Below are 17,786 nucleotides of genomic sequence, written 5' to 3' on the forward strand. Positions count from 1 at the left end.
GGGCCGCCCCAAGAGGAAAAGCGGCCCTCCCGGGGGGCAGCGGACCTTGCGCAGCAAGGGGAGCGTGGGGGTTATTTTTCATCGTGAGGCAAAAGGAATGGGCCCGCAAGAAGCGGGCCCATGGTCAGGCCGCCCTGGTCAGTCCGCAGGCGGCCGGCTGGATCAGGGCTTGATGCTCATCCACTTGAAGTACATGAAGTTGTCGGCCAGTTGCACCAGCTCGACCTTCTTGCTCACGCCCCAGGCCAGCGACTGCTGATGCAGCGGCAGGTGGCCGATGTCGTCGGCGTGGATCTTGAACGCCTCCTTGATCATCTCGTTGCGCTTGGTCTTGTCGGTTTCCGACTGGATCTTCTTGGTCAGCTCGTCGAGCTTGGGGTTGCAATACGCGCCCAGGTTGAACTGGCCGGTGCCCTTGTCGTCGGGGCAGGCGGTGAGCGAGCTCAGCGCGTTGTGCGCGTCATAGGTGGTCGGGGTCCAGCCCAGCATGTAGAAGCTGGTGTCGCGGCGCAGCACCTTCGGGAAGTAGGTGCCCTTGGTCTCGGCCACGAGGTTGATCTTGACGCCGATCTTCGCGAGGTTGGAGGCCACGCTCTGGCAGACCTGGCCGTCGTTCACGTAGCGGTCGTTCGGGCAGTTCAGCGACACCTCGAAGCCGTTGGGGTAGCCAGCCTCGGTCAGCAGCTTCTTGGCGGCTTCGACGTCGAAGGGCAGGCGCTTGTCCTGCTCGGCGCTCCAGCCGTTGATGCCGGGGCCGACCAGCAGGCCGGTGGGACGCGAGGCGCCGCGCATCACGGTGCGCTGGATGCCGGCGATGTCGATGGCCTGGTAGAAGGCCTGGCGCACGCGCTTGTCCTTGAACGGGTTCTTGCCCTTGATGTTCGAGTACTGCAGCTCGTCGCGCTTCTGGTCCATGCCCAGGAAGATGGTGCGCAGCTCGGGGCCGGTGATGACGCGGGCGTTGGGCGCGGCGTTGATGCGGGCGATGTCCTGCACCGGCACGGGCTCCATCACGTCGACTTCGCCGGAGACCAGCGCGGCCACGCGGGTGGCGGGGTTGGCGATGGGCGTGAAGACGATCTCCTGCGCGTTGCCTTCGATCTTGCCCCAGTAGGTGCCGTTGCGCGTGAACACGGTGCGCACGTTCGGCTGGCGCTCGCGCACGCGGAACGGGCCGGTGCCGTTGGCCTTGAAAGAAGCCGTGTTCTCGATGCCCTTGCGGCGGTCGACGGGCTTGGTGGCCTGGTTCTCCTCGCACCATTTCTTGCTCATGATCATCGTCAGCGAGATCACGTCGGGCAGGATCGGGAAGGGGCCGTTGGTCTCGATCTCGACGGCGAGGTCGCCGACCTTGCGCACGGCCTTGATGTCGCTGAGCGTGGCGCGCAGGTCGGAGCCGTCGCCCTGGGCGCGCGCGAAGCTGAAGACCACGTCGTCGGCGGTGAACGGCGTGCCGTCATGGAACACCACGCCCTTGCGCAGTTCGAAGCGCCAGACGTTGGGCGAGGTCTGCTTCCAGCTGGTGGCCAGCAGCGGCGCCAGGGTCAGGTCCTTGTTGCGTCCCACGAGGGTTTCATAGACGTTGGCGGTGACGCTCAGCTGCAGCGACTCGTTGAGCGAGTGCGGGTCCAGCGATAGCGCGTCCCCCTGGTTCGCGATGCGGATGGTCTGCGCGCCGGCGACCATGCTGACGGCGCTCAGGGCGCACAAAACGGCGGCCGCGGCCACATTCTTCTTGATGAAACTCATGGGAACACTCCTCGGGTTGGAATCGAACAAATCACGTCGCCGCGGTGGCGGCTGCTTTCCCTGGCTGCGCACCGCGGGTAGCGGCAAGCGGCATGCCCTGCTCGATCAGGCCGGCATGCAGCGCGGCCCCGAGCGGCAGGATCTCGTCGTTGAAGTCGTAGCGGCTGTTGTGCAGGTAGGCGCCGTTGCGCACGTCCTGGCCGATGCGCAGGTAGGCGCCGGCCTTCTTCTGCAGCATGAAGGAGAAGTCTTCGGCGCCCATGCTGGGCTCCATGCTGCGCTCGACATTGCGCGCGCCGACCAGCGACTCGGCCACGTCGGCCGCGAACATGGCCTCGGGCGAAGTATTGATGGTGGCCGGGTAGATGCGCTCGTACTTGACGCTGGCGGTCGCGCCGAAGCCGGAGGCGATGGCCGAGCACAGCTCGTTCAGGCGCTGCTCGACCTGCGCCTGCACGCGCGAGCTGAAGGTGCGCACGGTGCCGACCAGCGTGGCCTCGCCGGGCACCACGCTCATCGCGCCGAGGTCGCCGGCCTGCATCGCGCAGATGCTGATGACCGCGGCGTCGATGGGGCGCACGTTGCGCGAGATGATGGACTGGGCCGCAGTGATGATGTGGGCCGCGACGATCACAGGGTCGATGGTCTGGTAGGCATGCGCACCATGGCCGCCCTTGCCCTTGATCTCGATGGTGATGCGGTCGGCCGCGGCCATCATCGCGCCGCGGTTGATGCCGACGGTGCCGGCCGGCATGGCGGGCCAGTTGTGCATCGCGTAGACGGCGTCGACCGGGAAGCGGTCGAACAGGCCGTCCTCGATCATCACGCGCGCGCCGGCGAAGCCTTCCTCGCCGGGTTGGAAGATGAGCACCGCGGTGCCGTCGAAGTCGCGCGTCTCGGCGAGGTAGCGCGCGGCGCCGACCAGCATCGCGGTGTGGCCGTCGTGGCCGCAGCCGTGCATCAGGCCGTCGCAGGCTGAGCGCCAGGCGAAGTCGTTGTCCTCGCGCATGGGCAGCGCATCCATGTCGGCGCGCAGGCCGATCATGCGGCCGCTGGCCGTCGAGCGGCCGCGGATGATGCCGACCACGCCGGTCTTGCCGATGCCTTCGTGGATCTCGTCGACGCCGCAGGCGCGCAGGGCCTCGCGCACGCGGCCGGAGGTGTAGACCTCCTCGAAGCCGAGCTCGGGGTGGGCGTGCAGGTCGCGGCGGAAGGCGGTGATCTCGGGGTAGTAGCTGGCGATGTGCGCGAACGCGCGGCCGGAAGCCTTGAGGCGCGGAGCCACAGCTGCTGTCGTCGTCATCTCAGTGGCCTCCCGCCTTGCCGACGCGCAGGCGCGGATCGACCACGAAATACAGCAGGTCGACCACGAGGTTGATCACCACGAAGATCAGCGCGATGAGGCACAGGTAGGCGGCCATCACCGGGATGTCGGCGAAGGTCACGGCCTGGATGAAGAGCAGGCCCATGCCGGGCCACTGGAACACCGACTCGGTGATGATCGCGAAGGCGATGAGGCCACCGAGCTGCAAGCCGGTGATGGTCATCACGGGCACCAGCGTGTTCTTGAGCGCATGGCCGAAATGGATCGCGCGGTTCGACAGGCCGCGTGCGCGCGCGAACTTGATGTAGTCGGTGCGCAGCACCTCCAGCATCTCGGCGCGCACCAGCCGCATGATCAGCGTGAGCTGGAAGATCGCCAGCGTCACCGCTGGCAACACGATGTGCTGCCAGCCGTCGGCGCTGAAGAGGCCGCTGGTCCACCAGCCGAACTTCACGGTGTCGCCCCGGCCGAAGCTCGGGAACCAGCCCAGCGTGACCGCGAAGACGAGGATCAGCAGGATGCCGATGAGGAAGGTCGGCAGCGACACGCCGAGCAGCGACACGGTCATGAATACCTGGCTCATGAAGGTGCCCCGGCGCAGCGCGGTGTACACGCCCATCGGAATGCCGATGAAGAGCGCCAGCACGGCGGCCACGAGCGCGAGCTCGAGCGTGGCCGGGAAGCGTTCGCCGATCAGGCGCGAGACTTTGGCGCCCTGGCGCAGGCTCAGGCCGAACTCGCCCTGGGCAGCATTCACGAGAAAGTGCCAGAACTGCACGAAGAAGGGTTGGTCGAGCCCCAATGCGGCGCGCAGTTCGCGGATCTGCTCGGGCTTGGCGTCCTGTCCCAGAAGGAACACGACGGGGTCGCCGACGTATTGGAAAAGAAGGAAGGCGATGAACGCGACCGCGATCATCACGATCACGGCCTGGATCAGGCGGCGCAGTACAAAGGCGATCATTCAGCAAGCAAAGTGAACGGGCATGCTAGCAGTGCAAGGTGCGTGCCCGCACGGTGATTCCCCGGGGGTGCGGCTTGTGGTTTTACCAAGGGTGCCCGGACGAAAAAAAGCCACTCGACTTTCGTCGAGTGGCTTTTGACTTTTCAATCGAAGCTGGCTTGCGCCAGCGTCAGATTAGAAAGCGTGACGGATACCGAAGTCGTAGCCGGTGGAGCTCTTCGGGGTGAAGGCGCCAGCTGCGTTGTTGTAGAAGGCCGGGCCGCCAACCGTCAGGCCAGCACCGTTCTTGTTGCTGACGCGAGCGATCGTTGCGTACAGAGCCGTGCGCTTCGACAGGTTGTGCACGTAGCCCAGAGCGATCTTGTTGGCCTTGGGATCAGGCGTGTTCACAGCGAACAGCGTGGCAGGCGTGTTCGTGTCGTACTTGACGTGCGACCACGAAGCGCGGATCAGGCCAGCGCCGACCGGCACGGTCACGCCGAGCAGGTAGCCGGTCAGATCGATGTCAGGACGGCCGCCCAGGAGAGGCGTCACTTCGTAGTCGATCTTGTTCTTGGCCTTCGACAGTTCACCGAACAGCTTCACGGGACCGAAGTCATACGAAGCGCCCAGGTTCAGGGTGTTGACCTTGGTGGTCGTGCCAGCGTAGTAGTTGTCGCCAACCGTGCTGCTGCCGTAAGCCAGTGCAACGTCCAGAGGACCGTTTGCGTAGCCGAAGCGGCCGCCGATGTAACGGCCTTGACGCTGGCTGTTGGCAACGTCAGGCGTGAAGATGCCCGAGTTGTACTTGGTCTTCTCGGCGAAGCCGTACTGGAACTGGCCATAGAAGCCACCCAGGTTCGGCGGCAGGAAGTAGCCGACGGTGTTGCTGGCGCGAACGTAGTTGCTCGAACCAACGTTAGCGAACGAGCCAACGGAGGCTGCGGGCGTACCGAAGCCGCCGAAGCCGGTGTTTGCCGTCGAGATCAGGTTGGTACCAACGCCGTTGGTGCCGAACGGGTCGAACACGGTGTCGTTCCAGAACGTCGGGGTGTAGTCACGACCCAGACGGATTTCACCGAAACCACCCGACAGGCTCACGGTCGAACGACGAGCGAACGTTGCAACACCTTGGCTGCCGTCGTCGTTGTTGATCGGGGCTTCGAGCCAGAAGCTGGCTGCCAGGCCACCACCCAGGTCTTCCGTACCACGGAAGCCCAGACGGCTGGAGTTGTAAGCCGAGTTAGCCAGTTCACGACGGCTGGTCTTGACCGAACCTTGGTTCAGGTAGACGGGAATGCCGAAAGCGTTGGGGAAAACGGTCGCGCGGTTGTCGCGCGCGGTGTTCGAGTAGCCGCTGATCGACGCGTCGACCACACCAAACAGCGTGACGGACGACTGAGCCGAGGCAACACCGGCAACAGCCAGGGCAGCCAGAGCAACTAGAGATTTTTTCATTGCAAGTTTCTCCAAGGTTAAACATAGGGCTCCGGTGCGAAGGGCTCACCGTGACTGGCACTTTTGTGCTCCCACCGGACCCCGGGCCAACCTCCTTTTGGGAAGTTGATGCTATTGCACCAGAGCCGCTGCGGCAGGGCAAAACAAATCGCCCGAAATCTTGGATGGCCCGCGCGTTTCGTTGCACGCTTGCAACAAAGAACTTAGGCCCCTCAAAACACCACGATGTGAAAATCATGAGGACCAGACAGGGGCATTTCGCATGTGCGTTCAAATAGGCACATGACGTTCATGATCGACCCCGTTCTGACCGCAGCAGACGCCGCTTTGCGTACGCTTTTTGCCCGCCCCCATGCTACAAGGGCGACCCCGGCCTCATCGCAGGCACAAGGAGAAATGAGCGAGGCAGAACGCCGGGAGGCCGGCGCGCTGATGCGGGTGAACCATGTCGGCGAGGTTTGTGCACAGGCTCTTTACACGGCCCAGGCGGCTGTGGCGCGTGATCCGGCATTGCGCGCGCACTTCATCGAGGCGGCGCATGAAGAAACCGATCATCTGGCATGGACCCGGCAGCGGCTGGACGAACTGGGCGCACGCCCCTCGATCCTGAATCCGCTCTGGTACGCGGGAGCGTTCAGCCTGGGCATTGTTGCGGGCCGCCTCGGCGATCCCCTGAGCCTGGGATTCGTCGCGGAAACCGAGCGTCAGGTGGAAGCCCACCTGGACAGCCACCTCGATCGCCTCCCGTCAGGCGACAGCGCATCCAGGGCAGTGGTGGAGCAGATGAAGATCGACGAAGCTCGCCACGCCTCGCAGGCTGTCGATGCGGGCGCGGCAGAGCTTCCGGCACCGGCCAAGGCGCTGATGCGCGTGGCTTCCCGCGTGATGACCACGCTGGCGCACCGCATCTAGACCGCTCCGGGCTCAGGTTTCGATCAGGTCGAAACTTGTTGTGATCTCGGCCGTTTTCGCCAGCATGATGCTGGCGGAGCAATAGGTGTCGTGGCTCAGCGCGATCGCCCGCTCCACGGCGGAGGCCGGAATTCCCTTGCCCGCCACGGTGAAATGCATATGGATCTTGGTGAAGACCTTGGGATCCTGCTCGGCGCGCTCGCTGGTCAGCTTGACGCTGCAGCGCTCGACGCGGTGCCGCCCGCGCTTCAGGATCAGCACCACGTCATAGGCGGTGCAGCCGCCGGTGCCGGCCAGAACGGTCTCCATCGGCCGTGCCGCCAGGTTCTGGCCACCGTTCTCGGGCTTCGCGGCGTCGGGGGCGCCATCCATCATCAGGACGTGGCCGCTGCCCGTCTCGGCAACGAAGCCCATGGCCGATCGCATGCCGGCGTCGCCGGTCCAACTTACTGTGCATTCCATGGTTTTCGGGTTTCCAGGTCTGGGATGCCGGGCAAAATGCACGCCAGCATCCATTTATGTGTGGGAAAAGCGTCACTCGCTTGTTGCAACGCAACAAACAGTCGATATACTTTATTTCATTGCGCAAACGTATGCGCACCCAGTTGTCTCCTCCACCCTTCCAATTGGTGGATTTAGCCCCGAGCTGCAAAGCTCGGGGCTTTTTCTTGCCCGAACCACCCCGCCGGCCCCGTCACCACTCTAGTTTTCGCTCGAAAAGGGCAGTTGCTCTGGCTGCCCTGGCTGTTGCCGGTGTTGCCTCGGCTCAGTCGTCCGTCACGCTGTTTGGTGTGGTCGACGCGTCGATCAGCGGTTACTCGTCCAGTTCGCGTGACCTGAAGCCCACCGTTCTGGCCAACAGCTTCGGCGCTCCCACCTACACGAACCGGGGCAGCGTCAAGGTCAGCCGTACGGCCCTGGCCCACTCGGGCTACAACACCAGCCGGCTGGGTTTCCGCGGAACGGAAGACCTGGGCGGCGGACTTGCCGCCAGCTTCTGGCTCGAAGCCCCGATCACCAATGACGACGGCGCCTCCGGCGTTTCGACCTTCGCCCGTCGCTCGACCGTGAGCCTGTCGGGTGGTTTCGGCGAAATCCGCCTGGGCCGCGACTACACCCCGACGTTCTGGAACGACACGGTGTTCGATCCGTTCGGCACCAACGGCGTCGGCGCCAACCTGATCAACACTGCCAATGGCTACAACGCCGAGACCTATGGTGCCAAGGATACCGGCGGTTTCGGGGGCAACCAGAACTATGCCCGCGCCAGCAACTCGATCGGCTACTTCCTGCCGCCGAACCTGGGTGGCTTCTATGGTCAGGTGATGTACGCGTTCCACGAGAACGACAAGTACAGCAACGGCGGATTCACGCCAAAGGACAGCAATACCTCGAAGAGCCGCGCCGGACGCTACATCGGTGGTCGCTTCGGCTATGCGAACGGCCCGCTGGACCTGGCGGTGTCCTATGGCAACAGCACGGTCGCCGATCAGTACTACGCAGGCACCACGGACTACGTGAAGACGTTCAACCTGGGCGCTTCGTATGACTTCGGTCCCGTGAAGCTGTTCGGCGAACTGTCGCGCGCCAAGAACTCGCGGGACTATGCAATCACGCCCATCATCGGAGCCCGCGCGGACGTGGATCTGAACGGCTACCTGCTCGGCGTGACCGTGCCCGTCGGCCCGGGGCTCATCCGTGCTGCTTACTCGGCCGTCAAGTACGACTACAACCAGCCGTTCAATCCGTTTGGCTTGAACAACCCCGATCCAAAGGCGAACAAGCTCGCGCTGGGTTATGTGCACAACCTATCGAAGCGAACGGCTCTGTACGCGACCATCGCTCGTGTCAGCAACAAGAACGGCGCATCGCTGACGGTAGGCGGCCCCGGCTTCTACAAGGTCTCCGAGAACGTGTTCAAGCCGAAGACGTCGACGGGCTACGACTTCGGCATTCGCCACGCATTCTGAGCGTCGAACTCTTCAAGTTCTTTGCCTGACCCCGATGCTGGCTCCTGCCAGTTCGAAGCGGCAACCAAGCCTCAAGTCGCCCGGCTCGCGCCGGGCGGCTTTTTGCCGTTCTGCCCGTTCCGTTTCAGTTCGTCCGGCTTCGCCGGCTCTGCAGCAATCCCACATTCATTTCTCCGCTCAGTACCGACGCGTAGAAACGCTCGACCATGTTGACGCTCGTGCGCGCGTTGCGCGCCAAGGTCAGCATGTCGATTCCCTGCCCATACAGCAGCCGCAACGTGATCGCGGTGTGGCGCAGGCAATACAGGGTTCTCGATTGACCCAGCGGTCCCTTCTCGAGCCTCGCCTTTTCGAGCACCCAGTGAAAGAAGAAGTTGAGCACCGCCAGCGCGTGCTCGCGGTTCTTCAACTGCGGCATGAAGACATAGTCTTCCGCGCCGCCATGTCCATGCTCCTCGCGATAGGCGAGCAGGCATTCATAAACCCGCACGGCGGGACACAAGCTCACGATGGGCTGGCTGTGCCGCTTGGTCTCCGGCAGGTTCATCCGCAGATAGACGTGCTTGCCGCGCACGATCTCGATGTGCTTGTGCTTCATGAGCTTGATGTCACTCGGGCGCACGAAGGTGTTCACCATCCAGCGGACCAGCCATGGCAGCTCATCCGGCATCACAAGCAACTCGCGCGCAATCCAGAAGCGCTCGCCCGCCGCGAGTTGATCGAGCACCGGGTGCGAGTGCCCGCGCAAACTGCGCGCGGTCTTGATGATCGTGCGGTACTCCCCAACGCTGAAGCTGCCACGCGGCTGGCTGCGCACCTTGACCTTCGGAAATGCAGGCGCATCGCGAAGCACGCCGATGTGAACGCCATGCATCACGACCTTGCGCAGCAGTACCAGGTACTGGGCGATGGTCGTGCTGGTGAAGCCCTGCTCTCCAAGGTGATCGATCAAGCGTTGCGCATCGGCAGTCGCAAACGACAGCGCGGGCACCTCACCCAGCAACGGAACGATGTGCGCACGCAATCTGTTGCCCATTACCTGCCACGTGGCACGCCCAATTTCCTTTCGCTGAACGCGCGCGGCTTCCGCTTGCATCAGCCCCTTCGAAAGGTCGCTGACAGAAATTGATAACAGATTTTGCTCATTTGTAATTTGATTGGCGGTCGTATGAATCGCGGGATAGGTGCGTCCAAAAAATCCCGAATCATTTGCAGCTGGGGCCTTGTTGAAGAGGTTTATGACATTTGTGTCCATGCCATAACTCGCATGCAATCCCGATGCCTCTTATCATCGACGGTTAGCAAATGAAAACTCCCATGAAAAAAATCGTGCGAAATGCACCCGCGAATCAGGCACTGACGCCCGCCGACTATCTCAGAAAAATTCTCAACGCCCGTGTCTACGACGTTGCGGTCGAGTCCGCACTCGAAAAGGCTCGCGCACTCAGCGAACGGCTCGGCAATACCGTGCTGCTCAAGCGCGAAGACCAGCAACCGGTTTTCAGCTTCAAGCTACGTGGCGCCTATAACAAGATGGCGCATCTGAGTGCTGAGCAATTGGCAAGCGGCGTGATTTGCGCATCAGCCGGCAATCACGCACAAGGTGTTGCATTGGGTGCGCGCAAGCTCGGCACTCGCGCCGTGATCGTGATGCCGGTCACCACGCCAAAACTCAAAATCGATGCAGTGCGTGGTTTCGGCGGAGAAATCGTGCTGCACGGCGACAGCTATTCGGATGCTTATCTGTACGCGCTCGAATTGCAGACAAAGCAAAACCTGACCTTCGTGCATCCCTTCGACGATCCCGATGTCATCGCCGGCCAGGGCACCATCGCCATGGAAATCCTGCGGCAGCACCAGGGCCCGCTCGATGCGGTGTTCGTCGCGATCGGCGGCGGCGGTCTCATCTCCGGCGTGGCCAACTACATCAAGGCCGTGCGTCCCGAGATCAAGGTGATCGGCGTGCAGATGAACGACTCCGACGCGATGATGCAATCGGTCGCAGCCCACCAGCGCGTGAACCTTCCCGACGTCGGCCTGTTCTCGGACGGCACGGCCGTCAAGCTCGTCGGCGAGGAAACCTTCCGCATCGCCAGCGACCTGGTCGACGACTACATCGCCGTCGACACCGATGCCGTGTGCGCCGCCATCAAGGACATCTTCGTGGACACGCGCAGCATCGTCGAGCCGGCGGGCGCGCTGGCGGTCGCGGCCATCAAGGAGTACGTCGCGCAGCACGGCCGCCACGGTGAAACCTATGCGGCAATCCTCTGCGGCGCGAACATGAATTTCGACCGGCTGCGTTTCGTCGCCGAACGCGCCGAGGTCGGCGAGGAGCGCGAGGCATTGTTCGCCGTCACCATGCCCGAGGAGCGCGGCAGCTTCCGCCGCTTCTGCGAACTGATCGGCGAGATGCCGGCAAGCGATTCGGAAGCCCCGGGCACCGGCGGCGGCGCGCTGCGCAACGTGACCGAGTTCAACTACCGCATAAGCGACGCCGCCAAGGCGCATGTGTTCGTCGGCCTCACGACCTCGACGCGCGGCGAATCGGCGGTCATCGCACGCGCCTTCGACGCGCACGGCTTCGATGCGCTCGACCTCACGCACGACGAACTCGCCAAGGAGCATCTGCGGCATCTGGTGGGTGGACGCACCGGCCTCGCGCACGACGAGCGCCTGCTGCGCTTCGTGTTCCCCGAGCGCCCGGGCGCTCTGCTCAAGTTCCTGAGCCTGATGCAGCCGAGCTGGAACATCAGCCTGTTCCACTACCGCAACCAGGGCGCGGACTACGGCCGCATCCTCGTCGGCCTGCAGGTGCCCGCCGACGAATCCGCAGAGTTCGACGCCTTCCTCAAGACGCTGGGCTATCCCTACGTCGAGGAAACGGCCAACCCGGCGTACCGGCTCTTCCTGCAGGCCTGAAAAAGCAGAAGCCGGCGCAAGGCCGGCTTCGCTTCAGCGATCCGAAACTCCGAAGAGGCTACTGCGCAGCCGCCTGTTGCTGTTGCGGCGGCGCAGCCATGGCGCCCGGTTGTTGCTGTTGCAACAGCGAGCCACCGGGCGGTGGAGGCGGAGGCTGCATCTGCTGTTGCGGCGGTATCTGCGGAGGAGCAGCCATGGCGGGCATCGTCGCGGGCGGAACGGCGGTCACCGGAGTTGCCGCCAACACAGGGCTGGAAACACTGATCGGCGCACGCACCGGCAATTGCAGCGTGAACGCCGCCGGTCCATCGGCATGCATGCCGATGGTCGCCGAGCGCAGCCCCACCGACTGCAGCACATAGCTCTCGCCGACGGTCGAGCCGACGCGGAACGGCCGCGGCGGCTTGCCGTCGATGGAAATCAGCGCCGCCCCTTGCCTGGAAGGATCGGCCACCACGCCGGACAGCGCAAAGCGGCTGGCGGCCTCAGGGGCCACAGGCGCCGTGCGGGACTCGGGCAGCACACCCAGGAGGCGCGCCACCGAGTCGGAGTCCGCCGCCACCGAGGGCCGGGGCATCGTCGCGGCAGCCGCGACGGCATCGGTCGGCGACGCAAGCCGAAGCGCCCAGAACACCGCGGCACCGGCCGCCAGCGCCCAAAGCCCCGTCGTTGCAAGTGGGGCATGCCAGCGGGCGGCGGAGTAAGGACTTGTCATGGCCGCGGATTATCATGCAGCGCGCCTTCCGAATCATGTCTGCCCAAGCTATGAACAAATTCCTCCGTGCCGCTACCCGTACCGCCCAACGCGGCTTCACGCTGATCGAATTGATGGTGGTGCTGGTCATCATCGGCGTGCTGGCGGCACTCATCGTCCCGAACGTGATCGAGCGGGCCGACGACGCCCGCGTGACGGCCGCCCGGACCGACATCAACAACCTGATGCAGGCGCTCAAGCTCTACCGCCTGGACAACCAGCGCTACCCCACCGCCGAACAGGGACTGCAGGCGCTGCTCACGCGCCCGACCACCGGCCCGGCCGCCCCCAACTGGAAGCCCTACGTCGAGAAGCTGCCCAACGACCCCTGGGGCCATCCCTACCAGTACCTGAACCCGGGCATCAAGGGCGAGATCGACGTGCTCTCGTTCGGCGCCGACGGCCAGAGCGGCGGCGAGGGCAAGAATGCCGACATCGGCAGCTGGCAGTAGCAGCGGCGGCACGGGTTCCCAGCAGCCCCGCAACCCGCACCCACGCCTTCGCCCACCCCGTTCCGGCGGCTTCACGCTGCTGGAGCTGATCGTGGTGATCGCCATCATCGCGATCGCCACCGCTGCCGTGAGCTTCGCCATCCGCGACACCAACGCCGCCAACCTCGACCGCGAAGCCGACCGCCTCGCGGCACTGCTCGAATCGGCCCGCGCCCAGTCGCGCGCCAGCGGCATCGTGGTGCGGTGGCGGCCGGTCGAAGGCAGCTTCAGGTTCGACGGACTGCTACCTGGCTCGCTGCCCGACGGCTGGGCCGCCGAAGGCATCACCGCCCAGGTCTCGCTCGCCAATGGCACGCTGATTCCCGCGCTGCAGCTCGGACCCGACCCGATCATCGCGGCGCAGCAGGTCATGCTCTATTCCGCCGGCCCGCCAGCGCGCGCCCTGCGCATCTCTACCGACGGGGTGCGCCCCTTCACCGTCTCGGCGGTTCAATGAGAAAAACGCGGCGCCCTCCCGCATCGCGCTCGCTCTCTCGCATCGGCGGCTTCACGCTGATCGAGGTGCTGATCGCGCTCGGCATCGTCGCGATCGCACTGGCTGCAGGCTCGCAGGCCACCATGTCGCTCACCCGCAATGCGCAGCGCCAGTCCGATCTGGTGCTGGCCGACCTGTGCGCCGAGAACGAACTCACCAAGGCCCGCCTCTCGCGCCAGATGCCGGCGGTGGGCGACTCGGGCTCGATCTGCCTGCAGGCCGGCATCTCGTTCAACGTGACCACCTCGACCATCCCGACGCTGAACCCGAACTTCCGGCGCGTCGACGTGCAGGTGCGCGACGAGGCCAATGCCCCCATCCTGCGCATCTCCACCGTGGTGGGGAGGTACTGAGCGATGCTGATGCGGCAACACGCTGGCACCCGCACCGCGCGCGGCTTCACGCTCATCGAACTGCTCGTGGCCATCGCAGTGATGGCGCTGCTCTCGCTCGTGAGCTGGCGCGGGCTCGACAGCATGTCGCGCGCCACCACGCAGAACCAGCAACGCGCCGATGCCGTGCTCACGCTGCAGGCCACGCTGGCGCAATGGGGCGCCGACCTCGACGCCGTGACCACGCTCGCGCAGACGCGGCCCATCGACTGGGATGGCCGGGTGCTGCGGCTCACGCGCCGCGGCAGCGACGACACGGCCCCCTCGGTGCAGGTGGTGGCGTGGACACTGAAATCAGGCCCCGACGGCGTGCGCTGGCGGCGCTGGCAATCGCTGCCCTTCACCACGCGCGGTGAATGGCAGCAGGCCTGGAACCTCGCGGCCGCCTGGGCGCAGGACGGCGGCGCCGGCTCGAACGGCGGCTACAGCGACGTTGCGCTGGTGCCAGCCAACAGCTGGCAGATCTTCTTCTTCCGCGACAACAGCTGGGTGCCTGCCAGCCAGCTGCCCGTCACCCAGCCCAACCCCAACAACCCCTCGGGCCCCGTCGTCGCCATGCCGGACGGCGTACGCCTCGTCATCACGCTGCCGCCCGGCGAAGGCCTCTCGGGCACGCTCACGCGCGACTGGGTCAAGCCGACCGTCGGAGCGCCGAAATCGTCATGACGCCGACGCCCGCAAGAAAAACCAGGCGGCTGCGCCAGCGCGGCGCCGCCCTGCTAGCCGCGATGCTGACCGTGATGCTCGTGGCCACCTTCGCCGCCGCCGCACTGTGGCAGCAATGGCGCTCTGCCGAAGTCGAAGGCGCCGAGCGAGCGCGCGTGCAGGCGGCCTGGGTGCTGATCGGCGCGCTCGACTGGTCGCGCCTCATCCTCGGCGAAGACGGCCGCGCAGGCGGCCCCGACCACCTGGGCGAGCCCTGGGCCGTTCCGCTGGAAGAGGCTCGGCTCACCAGCTTCCTCTCAGCCGAGAAGAACGTGGCGAGCGACAACCTCGAAGGGCTGCCCGACGCATTTCTCTCTGGCCGCATCGTCGATGCGCAGTCCAAGCTCAACGTGCTCTCGCTGGTCGACAACGGCAAGCCGGTGCCGGCGGCCGTCGCCACTTTCACCCGACTGTTCAACCTGCTGGGCCTGCCCGTGTCGGAGCTCAGCCTGATGACCACCGGCCTCACCGCCGCGCTTGCCACCGGCACTTCGGCCGATGGCAGCAGCAGCGGCGGCGATTCCAGCGCCGCGCCGCTGATGCCGCAGCAGGTCTCACAGCTGGTGTGGCTGGGCCTGTCGGCCTCGACGGCCGCGGCGCTCGAACCCTACGTGACGATCCTGCCGGTGAAGACCACGCTCAACCTCAACACGGCGAGCGCCGAGGCCATCAGCGCCAGCATGGAATCGCTCAACATCGCCAGCGCGCGCCAGCTGGTGGACCGCCGCTCGCGCGCCTTCTTCAAGGACATTGCCGCCGCCAACGCCGCCCTGCCCAGCGGCAGCGCCCCCTTCAACGCAGCCCAGCACGGCGTGGGCACCCAGTTCTTCGAGGTCTACGGCAAGCTGCGGCTCGATCGCACCTATGTGGAGGAACGTTCGTTGCTACAACGAAGCGGTGTCACGGTGACGACGATCTGGCGCACGCGCGGCGCCGGCGCAACGAACTCTCCGGTCAAACCCTGATTTCGATGCATTATTTGTAGCCAAAAAGCCCTCTAATGCGCGTCACATCTGCGTGATACGCTATTAAAAACAGAGCGCCACCGTGTCAGACGCGCACCTACAATCACCGGCTTTTCCAAGATCCACATGACTCCCCTGCTGCTCATTGCCCCCCTCCCTCCGGCCGATGCCGCGGGCGAGTACGACTGGGCCCAGGCAGGCGACGACGGCATTGCATTGCGCAACCAGGGCCGGGCGTTGCTGGCGCTGCTGCCCTCGAGCACGGAGGTCATGCTCGGCATTCCGTCGGCAGCGCTCTCCTGGCATCGCGTCACACTGCCCAAGGGCAGCATGGGCAGCGCCTCCAAGCTGCGCGCCGTGCTCGACGGCCTGCTCGAAGAACACCTGCTCGACGAGCCCGAGGCCCTGCACTTCGCGCTCGAACCCGATGCCAAGGCCGGCGCGCCGGTGTGGGTCGCGGCCTGCAACCGTATCTGGCTGCGCAGCGTCGTGCAGGGGCTCGAAGCGGCCGGCCGGCGCGTGGTGCGCATCGTTCCCGAATTCACGCCGCAGCCCGCCGACGGCCCGCCGATGCTGCTGGTCACCGGCGAACCCGAGACGCCACAGCTCACGGTGTGCGACGCCGACGGCGTGGTCTCGCTGCCGCTTGCCGGCGCGGGGCTGGCGCTGTCGGACGGCCTGCCGATGGACACCGCCGTCATCTCCACCGAGCCCGCCGTGGCCGAGGCCGCCGAATATGTTCTGCAGCGCCGCGTGCCCATCGTGCAGTCGCCGCAGCGCTGGCTGCAGGCCGCTCGCACGCCTTGGGAACTCGCGCAGTTCGACCTCGCCGTCACCGGCCGCGCGCGCGCCGGCAAGAAGTTCGCCTCGGTGGTGCAGACGCTGCGCTATGCACCCGAGTGGCGCGCCGCACGATGGGGCGTGGTCGCATTGCTGCTGACCCAGCTCATTGGCCTCAATGCCTGGGCCTGGAAAGAGCGCAACGCGCTCGAATCGAAACGCCAGGCCGCCAAGGCGATGCTGACCCAGACCTTCCCCTCCGTGAAGATCGTGGTCGACGCGCCGGTGCAGATGCAGCGCGAGGTTGCCTCGCTGCAGCAGGCCGTGGGCGACGTGGCGAACAGCGACTTCGAACCCATGGTCGGCGCGCTCGCCGCCGTCCTGCCGCCCGGCAAGGTGCCGAGCGCCGTCGACTACAGCGCCGGCCAGTTGCGCCTGCGCGGCCTCGGGCTGCAGCCATCGGAGGTCTCACAGATCACCGGCGCGATGGCGCCACGCGGCTACAACGTGCGCACCGAGGGCGACCTCCTGCTGGTACAGGCCGAGGCCAACCGATGAATTTCAGCGAACAGCTCAAGGCCCGGTGGGCCACCCTGGAAGTGCGCGAGCGCCGCATGGTCTACGCCGCCGCGCCCCTCGTGGCGCTGGCCCTGCTCTGGTGGATCGCGCTCGCTCCCGCACTGCGTACCCTGTCGGCGGCTCCGGCCGAACACGCACAGCTCGATGCGCAGCTGCAGCAGATGGCCACCCTCCAGGCCCGCGCGAAGGCCCTGCAGTCGCAGCCCCGGCTGAACCGCGACGACGCGATGCGCGCGCTCGAAACCTCCGTGCGCGAGAGCCTGGGCACGAGCAACGCGCAGCTCATGGCATCGGGCGGCGACGGCGCCGCCACCGTGTCGCTGCGCGCCGCGCCCGCCGCCACCGTCGCCCAATGGCTGGGCCAGGCCCGGGGCAATGCCCATGCGGTGCCGCGCGAAGTCCACCTGACCCGCGCGCCGGCCTCGACGCCGGCACCATCGTCGTCGTCCGGCGCCAAGGACGCGCCGAAGACGCCGCAGGTCCGCTGGGACGGCACCGTCGTCATGGCGCTGCCGGCAGCGCGATGAGGAACAGCAGACGACCCGCATGCTGAGCCGCCCTCCGATCCCCGAAACCCGACCACGCCGCGGCTGGCGCTGGGCCCTGCTCGGCGCCGCCGCCGGCGTGCTGCTGGCGGTGGTGATGTTCGCGCCGGCGCGCTGGCTGTCGGCGGCGCTGTCGAGCTGGAGCCAGGGCCGCCTCGTGCTGGCCAACCCTCGCGGCACCGTCTGGAACGGCACGGCCGCCGTGGTGCTCGCCAGCGGCGCGGGCGGCATGCAGGCGGTGTCGCTGCCCGGCCTGCTGCACTGGCGCATGCGCCCGAGCTGGAACGGCATCGCCGCCAGCCTCGACCTTCCGTGCTGCGCCGCGCAGCCGCTCGAACTCAAGGCCAGCCCGCGTGCCGGCGGCATGCAGCTCACCTGGCAGGACAGCCGCTCGCGCTGGCCCGCCACCCTGCTCATGGGGCTGGGCGCGCCGTGGAACACGCTCAAGCTCGAGGGCGCGCTCGACCTGAACACCAAGGCCTTCTCGATGCAGTGGGACGGCCCCGCACTGCGCATCGCCGGCCAGGCCACGCTCGACGCCACCGACGTTTCCTCCAGCCTGTCGACCCTGCGGCCCATGGGCAGCTACCGGCTCACGCTCGAAGGCGGCAGCCGCCCCACGCTGCTGCTGAGCACGCGCGAGGGCAGCCTCGAGCTGAACGGCAGCGGCAGCTGGACCGGCACTTCCTTCCGCTTCAATGGCGAAGCCAGTGCGGCGCCCGGCCGCGAAGACGCTCTTTCCAATTTGTTGAACATCATCGGACGACGCGAGAACGCGCGTTCGATCATCACCCTGGGTTGATC

At 65.9% G+C, this 17,786-nt stretch carries 18 protein-coding genes; 11 read left to right on the forward strand and 7 right to left on the reverse strand.

What is annotated here, in order from left to right; genetic code table 11:
- Window positions 1-162: 162 nt before the first annotated feature.
- The 4 genes from AC1VNX_RS28745 to AC1VNX_RS28760 form a co-directional block, all read right to left on the reverse strand.
- Window positions 163-1,749, reverse strand: a complete 1,587-nt coding sequence (locus tag AC1VNX_RS28745) for an ABC transporter substrate-binding protein (protein WP_483160953.1) — start codon at window positions 1,747-1,749, stop codon at window positions 163-165.
- A 31-nt stretch (window positions 1,750-1,780) separates the two neighbouring features.
- Complete coding sequence (locus AC1VNX_RS28750; protein ID WP_483160954.1) at window positions 1,781-3,052, reverse strand: M20 aminoacylase family protein; 1,272 nt, start codon at window positions 3,050-3,052, stop codon at window positions 1,781-1,783.
- Between the two features lies 1 nt (window position 3,053).
- Window positions 3,054-4,034 carry an ABC transporter permease gene (locus AC1VNX_RS28755; protein ID WP_176668580.1) on the reverse strand — a complete coding sequence of 327 codons (981 nt, stop codon included), beginning with the start codon at window positions 4,032-4,034 and terminating at the stop codon, window positions 3,054-3,056.
- 174 nt (window positions 4,035-4,208) lie between these two features.
- Complete coding sequence (locus tag AC1VNX_RS28760; protein WP_483160955.1) at window positions 4,209-5,471, reverse strand: porin; 1,263 nt, start codon at window positions 5,469-5,471, stop codon at window positions 4,209-4,211.
- A 282-nt stretch (window positions 5,472-5,753) separates the two neighbouring features.
- Here AC1VNX_RS28760 and coq7 point away from each other — a divergent pair, with 282 nt between their 5' ends.
- Window positions 5,754-6,383, forward strand: coding sequence for a 2-polyprenyl-3-methyl-6-methoxy-1,4-benzoquinone monooxygenase (gene coq7 / locus AC1VNX_RS28765; protein ID WP_483160956.1), 630 nt, complete (start codon window positions 5,754-5,756; stop codon window positions 6,381-6,383).
- Window positions 6,384-6,395: 12 nt separating this feature from the next.
- Here coq7 and AC1VNX_RS28770 read toward each other — a convergent pair whose 3' ends face one another.
- Complete coding sequence (locus tag AC1VNX_RS28770) at window positions 6,396-6,845, reverse strand: OsmC family protein (protein WP_483162031.1); 450 nt, start codon at window positions 6,843-6,845, stop codon at window positions 6,396-6,398.
- A 269-nt stretch (window positions 6,846-7,114) separates the two neighbouring features.
- On the opposite strand from AC1VNX_RS28770, the gene AC1VNX_RS28775 reads away from it, so the two are divergent.
- The gene (locus AC1VNX_RS28775) at window positions 7,115-8,353 is read left to right on the forward strand and encodes a porin (RefSeq protein ID WP_483162032.1); all 1,239 of its coding nucleotides are present in this window, start codon (window positions 7,115-7,117) and stop codon (window positions 8,351-8,353) included.
- 124 nt (window positions 8,354-8,477) lie between these two features.
- On the opposite strand, the gene AC1VNX_RS28780 is transcribed toward AC1VNX_RS28775, so the two are convergent.
- Window positions 8,478-9,608: a hypothetical protein gene (locus tag AC1VNX_RS28780; RefSeq protein ID WP_483160957.1), complete on the reverse strand. Its 1,131-nt coding sequence runs from the start codon at window positions 9,606-9,608 to the stop codon at window positions 8,478-8,480.
- Between the two features lie 50 nt (window positions 9,609-9,658).
- Between AC1VNX_RS28780 and ilvA the strand changes: the two genes are divergently transcribed.
- Window positions 9,659-11,275 carry a threonine ammonia-lyase, biosynthetic gene (ilvA, locus tag AC1VNX_RS28785; RefSeq protein ID WP_483160958.1) on the forward strand — a complete coding sequence of 539 codons (1,617 nt, stop codon included), beginning with the start codon at window positions 9,659-9,661 and terminating at the stop codon, window positions 11,273-11,275.
- A 58-nt stretch (window positions 11,276-11,333) separates the two neighbouring features.
- Here the strand turns inward: ilvA and AC1VNX_RS28790 are convergent, their stop codons facing one another.
- The gene (locus AC1VNX_RS28790; protein ID WP_483160959.1) at window positions 11,334-11,990 is read right to left on the reverse strand and encodes a type II secretion system protein N; all 657 of its coding nucleotides are present in this window, start codon (window positions 11,988-11,990) and stop codon (window positions 11,334-11,336) included.
- 50 nt (window positions 11,991-12,040) lie between these two features.
- On the opposite strand from AC1VNX_RS28790, the gene gspG reads away from it, so the two are divergent.
- From gspG to gspN, 8 genes are all read left to right on the forward strand, one after another.
- Complete coding sequence (gspG, locus tag AC1VNX_RS28795; RefSeq protein WP_184634988.1) at window positions 12,041-12,481, forward strand: type II secretion system major pseudopilin GspG; 441 nt, start codon at window positions 12,041-12,043, stop codon at window positions 12,479-12,481.
- Window positions 12,456-12,977 carry a prepilin-type N-terminal cleavage/methylation domain-containing protein gene (locus AC1VNX_RS28800; protein ID WP_483160960.1) on the forward strand — a complete coding sequence of 174 codons (522 nt, stop codon included), beginning with the start codon at window positions 12,456-12,458 and terminating at the stop codon, window positions 12,975-12,977. Before gspG ends, AC1VNX_RS28800 begins: the two co-directional genes overlap by 26 nt.
- Window positions 12,974-13,369 (forward strand): type II secretion system minor pseudopilin GspI, encoded by a 396-nt coding sequence (gene gspI, locus AC1VNX_RS28805; protein ID WP_483160961.1) that lies wholly within the window; start codon window positions 12,974-12,976, stop codon window positions 13,367-13,369. The genes AC1VNX_RS28800 and gspI overlap by 4 nt, the downstream gene beginning before the upstream one ends.
- Window positions 13,370-13,378: 9 nt before the next feature.
- Window positions 13,379-14,074: a PulJ/GspJ family protein gene (locus AC1VNX_RS28810; protein ID WP_483160962.1), complete on the forward strand. Its 696-nt coding sequence runs from the start codon at window positions 13,379-13,381 to the stop codon at window positions 14,072-14,074.
- Complete coding sequence (gene gspK / locus AC1VNX_RS28815; RefSeq protein WP_483160963.1) at window positions 14,071-15,078, forward strand: type II secretion system minor pseudopilin GspK; 1,008 nt, start codon at window positions 14,071-14,073, stop codon at window positions 15,076-15,078. Before AC1VNX_RS28810 ends, gspK begins: the two co-directional genes overlap by 4 nt.
- Before the next feature lie 126 nt (window positions 15,079-15,204).
- Window positions 15,205-16,416, forward strand: coding sequence for a type II secretion system protein GspL (gspL, locus tag AC1VNX_RS28820; RefSeq protein WP_483160964.1), 1,212 nt, complete (start codon window positions 15,205-15,207; stop codon window positions 16,414-16,416).
- On the forward strand, window positions 16,413-16,964 hold the full coding sequence (gene gspM, locus AC1VNX_RS28825; RefSeq protein WP_483160965.1) for a type II secretion system protein GspM: 552 nt from the start codon (window positions 16,413-16,415) through the stop codon (window positions 16,962-16,964). The genes gspL and gspM overlap by 4 nt, the downstream gene beginning before the upstream one ends.
- A 19-nt stretch (window positions 16,965-16,983) precedes the next feature.
- Window positions 16,984-17,784 carry a type II secretion system protein N gene (gene gspN, locus AC1VNX_RS28830; protein WP_483160966.1) on the forward strand — a complete coding sequence of 267 codons (801 nt, stop codon included), beginning with the start codon at window positions 16,984-16,986 and terminating at the stop codon, window positions 17,782-17,784.
- The last annotated feature ends 2 nt before the right edge of the window (window positions 17,785-17,786 follow it).

The sequence above is a fragment of the Variovorax sp. TLI9-5A genome (assembly GCF_056867935.1).

Bases quoted from the DNA above. Each gene is read 5' to 3' on its own strand.
- AC1VNX_RS28745 (WP_483160953.1), bottom strand. From the start codon at position 1,749: ATGAGTTTCATCAAGAAGAATGTGGCCGCGGCCGCCGTTTTGTGCGCC.
- AC1VNX_RS28750 (WP_483160954.1), bottom strand. From the start codon at position 3,052: ATGACGACGACAGCAGCTGTGGCTCCGCGCCTCAAGGCTTCCGGCCGC.
- AC1VNX_RS28755 (WP_176668580.1), bottom strand. From the start codon at position 4,034: ATGATCGCCTTTGTACTGCGCCGCCTGATCCAGGCCGTGATCGTGATG.
- AC1VNX_RS28760 (WP_483160955.1), bottom strand. From the start codon at position 5,471: ATGAAAAAATCTCTAGTTGCTCTGGCTGCCCTGGCTGTTGCCGGTGTT.
- coq7 (WP_483160956.1), top strand. From the start codon at position 5,754: ATGACGTTCATGATCGACCCCGTTCTGACCGCAGCAGACGCCGCTTTG.
- AC1VNX_RS28770 (WP_483162031.1), bottom strand. From the start codon at position 6,845: ATGGAATGCACAGTAAGTTGGACCGGCGACGCCGGCATGCGATCGGCC.
- AC1VNX_RS28780 (WP_483160957.1), bottom strand. From the start codon at position 9,608: ATGGACACAAATGTCATAAACCTCTTCAACAAGGCCCCAGCTGCAAAT.
- ilvA (WP_483160958.1), top strand. From the start codon at position 9,659: ATGAAAACTCCCATGAAAAAAATCGTGCGAAATGCACCCGCGAATCAG.
- AC1VNX_RS28790 (WP_483160959.1), bottom strand. From the start codon at position 11,990: ATGACAAGTCCTTACTCCGCCGCCCGCTGGCATGCCCCACTTGCAACG.
- gspG (WP_184634988.1), top strand. From the start codon at position 12,041: ATGAACAAATTCCTCCGTGCCGCTACCCGTACCGCCCAACGCGGCTTC.
- AC1VNX_RS28800 (WP_483160960.1), top strand. From the start codon at position 12,456: ATGCCGACATCGGCAGCTGGCAGTAGCAGCGGCGGCACGGGTTCCCAG.
- gspI (WP_483160961.1), top strand. From the start codon at position 12,974: ATGAGAAAAACGCGGCGCCCTCCCGCATCGCGCTCGCTCTCTCGCATC.
- AC1VNX_RS28810 (WP_483160962.1), top strand. From the start codon at position 13,379: ATGCGGCAACACGCTGGCACCCGCACCGCGCGCGGCTTCACGCTCATC.
- gspK (WP_483160963.1), top strand. From the start codon at position 14,071: ATGACGCCGACGCCCGCAAGAAAAACCAGGCGGCTGCGCCAGCGCGGC.
- gspL (WP_483160964.1), top strand. From the start codon at position 15,205: ATGACTCCCCTGCTGCTCATTGCCCCCCTCCCTCCGGCCGATGCCGCG.
- gspM (WP_483160965.1), top strand. From the start codon at position 16,413: ATGAATTTCAGCGAACAGCTCAAGGCCCGGTGGGCCACCCTGGAAGTG.
- gspN (WP_483160966.1), top strand. From the start codon at position 16,984: ATGCTGAGCCGCCCTCCGATCCCCGAAACCCGACCACGCCGCGGCTGG.